13 protein-coding genes are annotated in these 13,324 nt (G+C 29.5%); 3 read left to right on the top strand and 10 right to left on the bottom strand.

Features of this window, described 5'->3' with window-relative positions:
• Window positions 1-21: 21 nt before the first annotated feature.
• From H0I29_RS05910 to trxA, 9 genes are all read right to left on the bottom strand, one after another.
• Window positions 22-1,488, bottom strand: a complete 1,467-nt coding sequence (locus H0I29_RS05910; protein ID WP_218754750.1) for a DUF5687 family protein — start codon at window positions 1,486-1,488, stop codon at window positions 22-24.
• A gap of 8 nt (window positions 1,489-1,496) precedes the next feature.
• On the bottom strand, window positions 1,497-1,700 hold the full coding sequence (locus H0I29_RS05905) for a hypothetical protein (RefSeq protein ID WP_218754749.1): 204 nt from the start codon (window positions 1,698-1,700) through the stop codon (window positions 1,497-1,499).
• 18 nt (window positions 1,701-1,718) lie between these two features.
• Window positions 1,719-2,426, bottom strand: a complete 708-nt coding sequence (locus H0I29_RS05900) for a hypothetical protein (protein ID WP_218754748.1) — start codon at window positions 2,424-2,426, stop codon at window positions 1,719-1,721.
• Between the two features lie 11 nt (window positions 2,427-2,437).
• The gene (locus H0I29_RS05895) at window positions 2,438-3,136 is read right to left on the bottom strand and encodes a hypothetical protein (RefSeq protein WP_218754747.1); all 699 of its coding nucleotides are present in this window, start codon (window positions 3,134-3,136) and stop codon (window positions 2,438-2,440) included.
• Window positions 3,137-3,143: 7 nt separating this feature from the next.
• Window positions 3,144-3,797 carry a hypothetical protein gene (locus tag H0I29_RS05890; RefSeq protein WP_218754746.1) on the bottom strand — a complete coding sequence of 218 codons (654 nt, stop codon included), beginning with the start codon at window positions 3,795-3,797 and terminating at the stop codon, window positions 3,144-3,146.
• Window positions 3,798-3,799: 2 nt separating this feature from the next.
• Window positions 3,800-4,453, bottom strand: coding sequence for a hypothetical protein (locus H0I29_RS05885; protein WP_218754745.1), 654 nt, complete (start codon window positions 4,451-4,453; stop codon window positions 3,800-3,802).
• A gap of 2 nt (window positions 4,454-4,455) precedes the next feature.
• A complete protein-coding gene (locus H0I29_RS05880) occupies window positions 4,456-5,100 on the bottom strand; it encodes a hypothetical protein (RefSeq protein WP_218754744.1) in 645 nt (214 codons plus the stop codon).
• 12 nt (window positions 5,101-5,112) lie between these two features.
• Complete coding sequence (locus H0I29_RS05875; RefSeq protein ID WP_218755195.1) at window positions 5,113-5,451, bottom strand: PadR family transcriptional regulator; 339 nt, start codon at window positions 5,449-5,451, stop codon at window positions 5,113-5,115.
• Window positions 5,452-5,685: 234 nt separating this feature from the next.
• Window positions 5,686-6,045, bottom strand: a complete 360-nt coding sequence (gene trxA, locus H0I29_RS05870) for a thioredoxin (RefSeq protein ID WP_218754743.1) — start codon at window positions 6,043-6,045, stop codon at window positions 5,686-5,688.
• 347 nt (window positions 6,046-6,392) lie between these two features.
• Between trxA and H0I29_RS05865 the strand changes: the two genes are divergently transcribed.
• Entirely contained in the window at window positions 6,393-8,552 is a 2,160-nt protein-coding gene (locus tag H0I29_RS05865) for a prolyl oligopeptidase family protein (RefSeq protein ID WP_218754742.1), read from the top strand.
• A gap of 87 nt (window positions 8,553-8,639) precedes the next feature.
• On the opposite strand, the gene H0I29_RS05860 is transcribed toward H0I29_RS05865, so the two are convergent.
• Window positions 8,640-9,701 (bottom strand): NAD(P)/FAD-dependent oxidoreductase, encoded by a 1,062-nt coding sequence (locus H0I29_RS05860; protein ID WP_218754741.1) that lies wholly within the window; start codon window positions 9,699-9,701, stop codon window positions 8,640-8,642.
• A gap of 225 nt (window positions 9,702-9,926) precedes the next feature.
• Between H0I29_RS05860 and H0I29_RS05855 the strand changes: the two genes are divergently transcribed.
• Together H0I29_RS05855 and H0I29_RS05850 are read left to right on the top strand one after the other, a co-directional pair.
• Entirely contained in the window at window positions 9,927-12,005 is a 2,079-nt protein-coding gene (locus tag H0I29_RS05855) for a M13 family metallopeptidase (protein ID WP_218754740.1), read from the top strand.
• Between the two features lie 317 nt (window positions 12,006-12,322).
• Window positions 12,323-13,246, top strand: a complete 924-nt coding sequence (locus tag H0I29_RS05850; protein WP_218755194.1) for an ABC transporter ATP-binding protein — start codon at window positions 12,323-12,325, stop codon at window positions 13,244-13,246.
• The last annotated feature ends 78 nt before the right edge of the window (window positions 13,247-13,324 follow it).

Here is a 13,324-nt window from a genome sequence, read left to right as displayed (position 1 = left end):
GATGTTAAATTTAAGGTTGATCTATTCCGATTGCTTAAAACCGTGAAGTGTTTTGTATTTATTTTGCTGGTACTTTTCTTCTATCAAATTCATTAATCTGTTTTTTGATAAAAATGAAATAACACCAACACCTGCAATAACAATTACCGCTGTATTAAAACCGAAAAAGTGATTAACAATAGCGTAAATTATCATTGGTAAAATTAAAACAGGAATCATAACTAAAAATTGCGCTGCACTTGTGCCTTGTGTATTACCAAAACCACTAGCATTTAAATCTATTCTTTTTTTATTAAACGCTCCCATGTATAGCATTACTAATGGTGTAAAACCTAGGTTAAAGAAAAAACCTGCAACTATTAAAAGGTATTTGTCAAAACCAAAATAGATGTACGGTGTAGATAAGACAAATAAAATAATGGTCATAACTACCATTAAAAACCATTTAGAATCTAAAAATTTTCGATAAGAAAAGTTTTGAGTCATTAACATTCTATAATGTTCACTATCCCATGCTGGTACAAATTGTCCGTAATTCATGGCAAAACCACCCGTTAAAAAAATGCAACCATATAATTGCCATATTTCTGAATCTTTGTATGTTTTTACAGTGAAGAATACTAAGCCAATTAGTAAAAATAAAAAAGACATTAAAAATACTGTTCTTGTTCTTTTATTTCGCCAAATTAATCGAATATCATTTTTAATAAAAGGAGCAACATCACCTAGTTTATCGATCATAGATAAATCTGCAGTTTTTACTTCTTCCTCTTTTTGTTTTATGGCTCCATCTAAATATATAATATTAGATAGTTGTTTAAAGTTTAAATAGTATAATATTATTGATAATAGTAACCCGATAGAGGCAAGCAAAGGGTTTTTATAAATAGTATAAAATACATCGCCAAAAAAATGAGTCATATCAAATATTTGATATTTAAAAGATATCCAGATACTTGTTATAGATATAATTATAACTCCTAGTGCAATATTATTTTTATTAATTAAGAAATTTATAAAATTTACGCAGATAGTAATTGTCAGCATAAAAAAAGTCCAAGCTAATACACCTGTAAAATTATATCCCTTAGAAATTAAGATAAAAGCAAAAGGTATGTAGAGTGTTAAAGCACTGAAATTAAAAAAAGAGAAAATAGATTTGGTTAAAATATAGTTTACTAGTTTTTTCTTTTTTATTGATAAGATAAGCATTGGCTTTATATCCATTACAGGAATTTTCTGCATTAAATAACGGAAAAGCAAATCTGAGATTATGAAGAAAATTATAAATTTATTCGCCATAATAAAAGGGTCATTGTTAGGGAATTCTTTTTTAAGAAAGAAATAGGCTCCAACCCCAACAGAAAGAAATCCAAGAAGCATCCAAATTGCCAAAAAGCCCATTAATATTTTTATGGAAACGCTTTTCCCTAAAGAAGCAGAACGTGTAAACTGTTTCCATTCTAACTTTAAAAAATGTGAAATCATAAGTTTGGTTAATTAGTTTGATTGATAATAAGTAGTTTAGAAATCGATTTTGTTACAGAATATTTTAAATTTTCTTTTTTTTGATGAGAATACTTCATTTCTTGTCCTTTTTTCATCCAGTTTGTCATTTCGACTTTTCGAATAAATCTCATGCTATTGCTCCATTTTGTGAAAGCTTCTTTATGAGAATTCTCCTGGTATGGAAGTGACATTTGTTTCCTTTAATACGTTTAATCACTTTTTACCATTTTATATTCTGGATACGTTTCTTGTAGTAATTCTTCTGCTTTTTGGGGAAGGATATAATTAGAAACATAAAACAAAATGCATAATAAAGTCAACACAATAGAAATTGCAAAAATCCAATAGCTATTTAATTGACTAAAATCGAATCTTGTTAAATTGGCAATGTTAAATAAATTGACAAAAGTAAACCCTGTATAGGTGTTTTTTGTAGTGCCTAGCATTTCTTCTAACAGAAATATCTTTTCTTTTTTTAATTCTTTTTGCTTGTGTGCTTTTCTTACTTTGTAAGAAGTGATGCCTTCTAAAGTTAGTAAAACAAGAAGTGTTGCTAAGAAAATATATTCTGAATGCTTTATCTGTAAAAGACTAAAAAATAGTAAAAAGACAGTAAGTGTAATGATTATTTTAGGAACTGTAAACCACTCTTTAGCAAAACGTAATATTATTTTCCAATAGCGTTTATTCATGGCTTTTTGTCTGCTTTCTACAACATCCATAAAACCAAAAATACCGAATTTTTTAAAGGATGTATCTCGTGCTTCTTCAAACGTTAAAAGTGGTTGTGCTACCCAAATTTCTTCAATATCGTTAGCCAAATGATCTACCAGTTCGGTTTGTACATCATAGTAATACACATAATGTTTTTTGGTAAATTTATAAAGTTCGTCTATGTGATCTTCTGATAATTTCATCAATCTAAAATTTAAATCAATTTATATTCTGGATAGGTTTCTTCTAATAATTCTTCTGCTTTTTTAGGGATGATAATTAAAGTGATATAGCCGAAAATTACTATAAACGTGATAAAAAATGCCGAAAAAACTTTTCTGAAATCTCCCATCATTAAAAAGTCTTTGCCATCTGGAACGAAAAAATCGAAAACATAAAAAAGTAAGAAAGCCGAATATATCAATCCCTGAACATTAATAATGTTTTTGAACAACCATTTTTTCTGTGTTATTTTAAACTCCTTTTTTAATTTTCTGGCATTTATAATTGTTAAAGTTACTTGTGCTATAAAAACAAACCCAAAAACAGTAACATATACTGTGTAGGCATTTGAATTATTTTGTAATTGATAAAAGCCAATAAAAAGTAATATTGTAAGTATAATTTTAGGAAGTTGAAACCACTCTTTAGCAAACTTTAGAATAATTTTAAAGTACTTTTTTGTCATGTAAGATTGCTTTTGCTCTACAACCGTCATAAAACCAAAAACACCAAATTTTTTGAAAGATGTATCTCTAGCTTGTTCAAAAGTTAGATTAGAATTTTCTGCACAAATACTTTCTATATCGTTTGCTAAATGATCTACCAATTCTGTTTGTACATCGTAATATTCTACATAATGTTTTCTGGTGAATTTGTAGATTTCTTCTATGTGTATATCTGTTAGTTTCATAGTTTTTTTATGAAATTTTATATTTTTTGATGGTTTCTTTATGTTTTTTGTAGAAATAATGACAGATATAAGTTACTGCAAAACCGGCAATATGGAAACCCAAGAAAACACCATTTATATTCCCTTCATCATTAAAATAATTTAGTTTCAATAAAGAATACGATAGAAACATTATCAAATTAAATATAATGTAATATTGTGTTTTTAGTATGTAACTATATGTAGTTTTTATATTAGACCTTATGTTTTTAACAATAATAAATAGTAAGTAAATTAAGCAAAAAACTGAAATAGCATATAAAAGTTGATTTAACAAATTAGGAAATACAATTTTAAAATTCGTAAAAATTAGCATAGGTAAAAAACAAGCTGTTAAATACCAAAAGTAAAAAGGCTTAAATATTTTTGAGGCGTTTTTTACTAAAATACTTGGCTCGTGATACATTAAGCCAAAATAAAAACTAGCTGTTTCATCAAAATGTTTATCCCATTTTAAAATGGTGATTTTAAAAGCTTCTTCAAAAGAATGCTCTCTATTGATACAACTTTCGATGTCTGAAATCATATGATCTAAGATTTCTAGTTTTAAATCTATATAATTAAATTCTTTTTTGTCTAAATAATGTTCTACTCTTTGTAGTTGTTCTTTTGTTAATTCCATAATTATGAAATTTTATATTTTTTAATAGCTGCTTTATGTTTTTTGTAGAAATAATGGCAGATATAAGTTACTGCAAAACCGGCACTTTGAAAACCAATTAAAAAAGGAATAAAACTTCCGTCATCATTAAAAAGGTTTCCCATAAATAAAGGAAGAATTAAAAAAACAGTACTAACATATTGTGTTTTTAAAACATAACTGTAGGTTGTTTTTATTTTTGTTCTTATGTTATTAATAATGATATATAGCAAGTAAATTAGGGAAATAATAGAAGTAGCAAAGAAAAGTTGGTTTAAAAAAACAGTATTACTTTTAGAAAATACTATATTAAAATTGGTAAAAATAACAATTGGTAAAAAATACGCAGTTAAATATAAAAAGTAAAAAGGCTTAAATATTTGTGCGGCTTTTTTAACTACAATTTTAGATTCGTGATATTGTAAACCAAAAAAGAAACTAGACGAATCTTTAAAATGTTTATCCCATTTTAAAACAGTAATTTTAAAAGCATTTTCAAAAGAATACTCTTTATCCATAAAACTTTCTATATCAGAAATCATATGATCTAAAATTTCAACTTTTAAATCTATAAAATCGAAGCTTTTTTTATCAAGATAATTCTCTACTAATTGTATTTGTTCGTTTGTTAATTCCATAATTATGAAATTTTATATTTTTTAATAGCTTCTTTGTGTTTTTTTAGAAAATGAGAATAAATATAAGTTATTGCTATAGACATAAAGGTAAAACTATAAATTGGCATTATACCTTCTATTATTCCTGAAAAAATGATAGCAAAAAAAGCAATCAACCCCCCTAAACTTTGTGTTTTTAAGATAAAACTATAACTCGTTTTTTCTTTTGTTTTTGAATTCTTAGTCATAAAAAAAACTAAAATAAAAAAAGAAATTATATTTATAATAACTAGAGAGTTTGTTAAGAATAATTGCGTGCCTTCTGAAACTGAAAGATCTATTCTACTTTCAATCATTGATAATAAAATCATTAATGAATTAGAAATTAAGAACCATTTTCTAAAATTGTTATTTACTTTTTTCATTACAATTTTCGGAGCAGAATAGGCAATTCCATATAGCCAACTAGATGTTTGTTTTAAATGAATGTTCCATTTATCCATTACAGTATAAAATACAGTTTCAAAATCTAGTTTTTTATCCTCCATTTTTGTTTCTATATCAGAAACAATATGATCTAAAACTTCAAAACGAACATCAATATATGTGATGTTTTTTTTATCTAAATAATGTTCTACTCTTTGTAGTTGTTGTGTTGTTAATTCCATAACTAAATTTTTTTACTCCAAACTAAATTTAGGATTCACCAATTGTTGCATCGTTTTTAAAAACTCTTGCATTTCATCCAACTTGTTGGCCGTTTCTTTGGTTCCGCTTTCTGTTAATTTGTAATATTTTCTAAGTCGGTTACCAACTTTAGCAACCTCTACATCTAACAAACCATCGGCTTCTAGTTTGTGCAATGCAGGATACAAGGCACCTTCGGTAATTTTTAATTCGCCTTTTGTCAATTCTTTTACTTTTTGCGTAATCTCATAACCATACATTTTATCGTTTGTTTCTAATAACTTTAAAATGATGGTTTGTAAAGAGCCTTTATATAATTTCTGATTTCCCATGTTTAAAAAATGTGTAATCGTGTAATTGTTTATTTGTTTAATTGTCATTGCGAGTTTATGAAGCAATCTTATCATTAAAAACAGATTGATTTGTTCTTCGTTGTGACGATTTCTTAAATACAAATATATACATAATTTTCTTATACATAGAATTCTTATGTATGGTTTTTTAAGGCAAAAAAAATCCTGAAAAATTAATCTTCAGGATTTTTATAATAATTTTTATAAGGTATTTTACTTTTCTACTTTTAACACCTCTGCAATAATGCGTTCTAGTTCTGCTTTTGGTAAAGCTCCGTTTGCCATTTGTGGTTCTCCTTCTGCAGGACAAAATAACATAGAAGGTATACTTCTAATTCCGAATGCTGCAGATAATTCTTGTTCAGCTTCGGTGTCTATTTTGTAAATATCAATTTTACCTTCGTATTCTTGAGATAAAACCTCTAAAACAGGTGCTATAGCTTTACATGGTCCGCACCAATCTGCATAAAAATCGATTAATGCTGGTTTGTCTCCTTTAAATTTCCATTCTTGGCTTTCTTCAAAATTAAAAACCTTTTCTAAGAAAGTTTCTTTTGTTAAGTTTTCTGTCATAATTTTTTAATTTGCTTCCGATAAAGTCGGAAATATGTAATCTATTTTCACAAAAGTAGTCGTTTTTATACTTGATAAATTACAAAATGGAGGTAAATTGAAGCTTCAAAAGTTAAAAATGGTAAAATAACGGTGTATAAATTAAATATTCTTAATTTTGATAGTTATACCAAGTAAACATCAAAATGACTGATTAAATTCATTTCTTTTTCCTTACTAATTCAATATAAAATAGAATCGTAGCTAAGGCTATGATTAGACTTTCTATCTCTTATTAAGAAAAAATAACTTAAATTTATCATCAATCATTTTAAAATTTATTTAGTATTACCAAATTCTTTGAACTCATGAAAAATAAATTAATCATTCCTATTTTATTTGCAAGTGCAATTTTTGTTTCTTGTAACAAAGAAATTAAACAAAAAAATACCGATTTGAAATACCCAGAAACTACTAAAAAACCAGTAATAGATTCACTTTTTGGAACCGCTGTTGTAGATAATTATAGATGGTTAGAAGATGATAGAAGTAAAGAAACCGAAGCTTGGGTAAAAGCAGAAAACGAGGTTACTTTCAATTACTTAAATAAGATTCCGTACAGAGAACAATTAAAGGAACGTTTGTCTGAATTATGGAATTATGAAAAAGTAGGTACCCCTTTTATAGAAGGTGATTATACGTATTTTTCTAAAAATAATGGATTGCAAAATCAGAGTGTTATATACAGAACCAAAGGAGATTCTGAACCAGAAGTTTTCTTAGACCCAAATAATTTTTCTGATGACGGAACTACTTCTTTAGGCTCGTTAAGTTTTACTAAAGATGGGTCAATTGCTGCCTATGCAATTTCTGAAGGAGGTTCTGATTGGCGTAAAATTATCATTATGGATGCTGTTTCTAAAACCATAAAGGAAGACACGTTGGTAGATGTAAAATTCTCAGGAATCTCATGGTATAAAAACGAAGGTTTTTACTATTCTAGTTACGATAAGCCTGAGGGAAGTGAGTTGTCTGCAAAAACCGACCAACACAAATTGTATTATCATCAATTAGGAACATCTCAAAAAGATGATGTTGTGGTTTTTGGTGAAAAGGCATCAGAAAAACACCGTTATGTTGGTGGAAATGTTTCTGAAGATAATGAATACCTTTTTATCTCTGCAAGTGTATCAACATCTGGTAATAAGTTATTTTTTAAAGAGCTGTCTAAACCAAATAGTCCTTTGGTAACTATTTTAGATCATACAGACAGTGATACCTATCCGATAGAAAATATTGGAAGTAAAGTGTATTTGGTAACAAATTTAAACGCGCCAAATAAAAAGGTAGTAACTGTTGATGTTACAAATCCAACATCAGAAAATTGGAAGGATTTTATTCCGGAAACAGAAAATGTATTGAGTTTAAATTCTGGCGCAGGTTATTTCTTTGCAACGTATATGGTAGATGCCGTTTCTAAAGTATTGCAATACGATTTTGATGGAAAATTAATTAGAGAAGTAAAATTACCAGGAATTGGAACTGCCGGTGGTTTTGGAGGAAAAACAGCAGCGAAAGAATTGTATTTTTCTTTTACCAATTACAGTACGCCAGGTTCATCATACAAATTTAACCCAGAAGACGGAACGTATGAATCTTATTGGAAGCCTTCAATAGCTTTTAATGCGGATGCATATACAAGTAAACAAGTTTTTTATACCTCTAAAGACGGAACAAAAGTTCCGATGATTATCACGCATAAAAAAGGAGTGGAGTTAAATGGTAAGAATCCGACTATCTTATATGGTTATGGAGGTTTTAACGTGAGTTTAACACCTTCTTTTAGTATTGCAAACGCAGTTTGGATGGAACAAGGTGGTGTGTATGCAGTTCCTAATTTGCGTGGAGGAGGAGAATATGGTAAAAAATGGCACGATGCAGGTACGCAACTAAAAAAACAAAATGTGTTTGATGATTTTATTGCAGCTGCAGAATACTTAATTTCAGAAAAATATACCTCTTCAGAGTTTTTAGCAATTAGAGGTGGTTCTAATGGAGGATTATTAGTTGGTGCAACTATGACGCAAAGACCCGAATTAATGAAGGTTGCTTTACCTGCAGTGGGTGTTTTAGATATGTTGCGTTACCATACATTTACTGCTGGTGCAGGATGGGCGTATGATTACGGTACTGCAGATGATAACAAAGAAATGTTTGAGTATTTAAAAGGATATTCGCCAGTACATAATGTAAAAGAAGGTGTGCAATATCCGGCAACTTTAGTAACTACCGGAGATCATGATGATAGAGTTGTGCCTGCACATAGTTTTAAATTTGCAGCAGAATTACAAGCAAAACAAAGTGGAGATAATCCTACATTAATTAGAATAGAAACCAATGCAGGCCATGGTGCCGGAACACCTGTTGCAAAAACCATTGAGCAATATGCAGATATTTTTGGTTTTACATTATTCAATATGGGGTTTGAGCAGTTACCAAATCCGATATCGGCTAAAATTAAATCTTAGTTTATAAAACTAGATTGATAAAAGAGGTCGTCTAAAAAGTAAGTTTTTTGTCAACTTGAATTTATTTCAGGTTCAGTATGACAAGACTTAATCTGTTTTAGTCTGCCTCTTTTGTTGTTTAGCAATATAATTGCATAAATACTTAGCGTCTTTTTTTACGCCTCCCAAAGTAGCAGAACCTCTTGTGTAGAGCCATGGCAAACCAATAAAATACAAACCCTCCATGTCGCTAACACCTCTGTAGTTTTTAGGGTATTGATTTTCATCTAATTGGATGTTTTCAATCCAATTAAAGTTAGGTTTAAAACCGGTTGCCCAAACAATATTTTTAATATCGTTTACTTTTTGTTTTTCAAAAATGATGGTGTCGTTATTTGCATCTAAAGTTCTACCAACACAAGTAATATTTTCTTTTTTAAATAAAGTTTTTACATCTGTACCAATAACTGGCTGACCGCTGTTACTTAGTTTTTTTCCGATAAAAGAATATTTATTCGCCGTTAAAAAACCGACTTTACTAAACCACCACCAAAGTGTTTTTCCTAAAAGTTCTTGCGGAAGCGAAACAATATCTGTCTTACCAGAAAAGTAAACCTTTTTCTTTGCTTTAGAAATTTCATTTAAAATTTGTACGCCAGAATCTCCTGCGCCAACTACCAAAGTTGCACCTTCTTGTAATTGATCTGGACTTTTATAATGTTCACTATGAATCTGTAAAATGTCTTTGGATATTTTTTTATGGCAACTCGGTGTAAATGGTTTATGAAACGGACCAGTAGCAATAATTACATTTTTTGCTTCAAAAGTTTTGTTTTCACTTTTTAAAATGAAAATACCATCCACTTTTTTTAAAGAATTTACGCGTTGGTTAAATTCAATGGGAATATTAAACTTAAAGACATACGCTTTTAAATAATCAGCAACTTCATATTTGTTAGCATAATGTCCTTTTTTATAAGGAAATTCCATTCCCGGTAAACTATTGAATTCAGAAGGCGTAAATAATTTTAGAGAATCCCATCTTTTTAACCAAGGTTCGCCGGTTTCTTTATTTGCATCAACAATTAAAAAATTAGCATTTTGTTTGACCAAATGATACGCAATTGCAAGTCCAGATTGTCCTGCTCCTATAATTATATAATCCTTCATAAATAGTTTTATCTCTACAAAACTACTATAATTAAAAATGCTACAAGAAGAATATCGATTTAGTTAAACAGATTTTTTAATAAAAAACGGTAAATATTATGCGTTCTTAAATTTTCTTTTTTTTGATAAATATCTAAATCAGTAAAAAATAAATCTTAAAATATGTAACAATATGCTATTTTTGTTACTAATCAAATAATTAAACTCAACAAAAATCAGATAATAATGAAGATAATTAAAAATGTTTTTTTTGTTTCAGCTATTGCCTCTTTAGGTTTAGTAGCTTGTAAACAAGACAGCCCAAAAGAAGAAAAAGCACCTGGTATTGCTTTAGAAAACATGGATACAACTGTAAAACCTACAGATGATTTCTTTAGACACGTAAACGGAACTTGGTTAGATAAAACCGAAATTCCAGACGATCAAACCTCTTGGGGTGGTTTTAATCAATTACGTAAAAAAACAGATGCAGATGTTTTAACTATTTTAAACAAAGCAATTGAAGAAAGTAATTTTCCTAAAATAAAAGATGCTAAAGGAAATGAAATTGATTCAGATCAAGAAAAAGCAGTAAACTATTACCAAACAATAATGGATACTGTAGCTAGAAATGCACAAGGGAAAGCACCTGTAATGCCTTATTTAGCTAAAGTAGATGAAATTAAGACAAAGAAAGATGTAGAAACGTATTTAACAAATATGGCGCCTTATGGTGGTGGAGGTTTTTACGGTTTTGGTGTTTATAACGATTTAAAAAATAGTAGCCAATACGCAGGTTATATGGGCGGTGGTTCTTTAGGTTTATCTAGAGATTACTATGTTGATGCTAAAGTAAAAGACAAATTAGAAAAATACGAAATTTTTGTAGCAAAAATGTTGCAAGAATTTGGTGATGATGAAGCTTCTGCTAAAAAGAATGCAGCAGCAATTGTTGCTTTAGAAACTAGTTTGGCAACACCAATGATGTCTAAAGAAGAAAGCAGAGATATTCGTAAAATCTACAATCCAATGACGATTGCAGAATTACAAAAATTGTCTCCTTCAATAGATTGGCAAGCGCATTTAGATGGTATTGGAGTAACAGATTTAGAAACAGTTATTGTTACAGATCCTGGATATTTTAAAGCTTTTAGCGATGTTTTTGCAAAAGCATCTGTAGCAGATCTTAAATTATTATTACGTTGGAATACTATAAATAGCTCTTTAGGTTCTTTATCTACAGATTTAGAAACTGCAAATTGGGAGTTCTATTCTAAAGAAATGCGTGGAGCTAAAAAACAACGTGCAAGAGATGAGCGTGCTTTAGGTAGCTTAAATGGTGCAATTGGTGAAGCTTTAGGTAAATTGTATGTAGAAAAAATGTTTCCACCAGAAGCAAAGCTAAAAGCGAAAGAAATGATTGATAATGTAATGCTTGGTTTCGAAGCAAGAATTGCACAATTACCTTGGATGAGTGAAGTTACTAAAGAAAAAGCGTTAGAAAAATTACACAAATTAACGGTTAAAATAGCCTACCCAGATGTTTGGAAAGACTATTCTGAATTACAAGTTAAAGGTTTAGAAAATGGTGGTTCTTATTTCGAGAATGCTATTAATGTAACCAAATGGAACTACAATAAAGAAATGGCAAAATTAGGTAGCGAAGTAGACCGAACAGAATGGGGAATGTCTCCTCAAACTGTAAATGCGTACTTTAATCCTGTAAATAATGAAATCGTTTTTCCAGCAGCAATTTTACAACCTCCTTTTTATGATTATAAAGCAGATGAAGCTGTAAATTATGGTGGAATTGGAGCTGTTATCGGTCATGAAATTTCTCATAGTTTCGATGATTCTGGTGCTCGTTTTGATGGTGATGGAAACCTGAATAACTGGTGGACAGAAGATGATTCTGTAAAGTTTAAAGAAATTGGCGGGCAATTAATCAAGCAATATTCAGATATTATTGCCATAGATTCTATGCACTTAAATGGAGAATATACTTTAGGAGAAAATATTGGAGATTTAGGTGGTGTACAAGCGGCTTACGAAGGTTTACAGATTTTCTTACAAAAGAATGGTAGACCAGCGGATATTGATGGTTACACGCCAGAACAACGTTTTTTTCTTTCTTGGGGAACAATTTGGAGAACAAAAATGCGTGATGAAGCTTTAAAAAACTTAATCATGACAAACACACACTCTCCTGGAATGTACAGAGCGTATATGCCTCTTAAAAACGTAGATGCTTTTTACGAAGCGTTCGATGTTAAAGAAGGTGATAAAATGTATTTAAAACCAGAAGAAAGAGTAAGAATCTGGTAAGGTCGCAGACCTTTTTTGTATGATTTTTTTGTGAATACATACCTAAGAACAACATTAAAACCGATGCGAAAGTGTCGGTTTTTTTGGGCGTTACCACAAGGGTCGCGCTTTCACTACTCGCTTTTTTTTCGTACCTTAAAAAAGAGCTCAGACAAACCGTTCAATCGCTAACGCGGGGTTTGTTAGTGTCATTTTAATTTAAATTTTTCACTAAGAATTATTGAGAAGTCTCATGTTAACAACCACATAAAATTCAACTTTTTTACATGGTTTTAAAATCTATGTTAGGGTTTGTTAATAATTCTTATTTTTGTAAGATGCTAAAAGTAGATAACGTTTCATTTTCTTACCATAAAAAAAAAATAATATTAAACGATTTTAATTTCACCTTGCAACAAGGAGAACACCTTTGTGTAATGGGGGAAAGTGGTTGCGGAAAATCGACACTTTTAAAAGCTATTTACGGATTAGTAGACTTAAATAAAGGAAAAATATTTTGGAAAGAGGAACAAATTTTCGGTCCAAAGAAACATCTTGTTCCCGGTTTCGAAAACTTTAAATATGTAGCTCAAGACTTCGATTTAATGCCTTACATTTCTGTATCAGAAAACATTAAAAAATTTTTGTCGAGGTTTTATCCAGAAGAAAGTGAATTACGTACTCAAGAATTATTAGAAGTCATTCAAATGAAGTCTTTTGAGAACACAATGGTTAAAAACCTAAGTGGCGGACAAAAACAACGTGTTGCTATTGCAAGAGCATTGGCAAAAGAACCTGAATTATTGTTGTTAGATGAACCATTCGGACAAATAGATAATTTTAAAAAGAACTCTTTACGTAGAAATTTATTCAGTTATTTAAAAGAAAAAAATATTGCTTGTATTATTGCTACACACGATAAAAATGATGCACTTTCCTTTGCAGACAAACTTATTATTATCAAAGACAATAAAATAATAGCAAACAATGCTCCGAAAGAGATTTACAACAACCCAACAGAAAAATACGTTGCCGCTTTGTTTGATGATGTCAACGAAATTACCATCAATAATAAAACAGTTTTAGTATATCCACATCAAATAAAAGTAGTAGAAAACTCTAATTTAAAAGCAATTGTTTTAAATTCTTATTTTAAAGGTTCTTATTTGTTAATTGAAGCTGAATTTAATGGGCAAAATGTTTTTTTTAATCATGATTCTATTTTGGATAGAGGTGCTAAAATTTATCTGAAATTTTTGTAGTTCTGCCACTTTTGTAAATGTGAAAATTACAAGCTATAACTGGTTTACAAGGAGTACTGAGTTTTATTTTTTTATTGT

Origin of the sequence: Polaribacter sp. R2A056_3_33, from assembly GCF_019278485.1 — a bacterium.
GTDB lineage: Bacteria > Bacteroidota > Bacteroidia > Flavobacteriales > Flavobacteriaceae > Polaribacter.
This window is presented reverse-complemented; position numbering and strand designations above follow the sequence as displayed.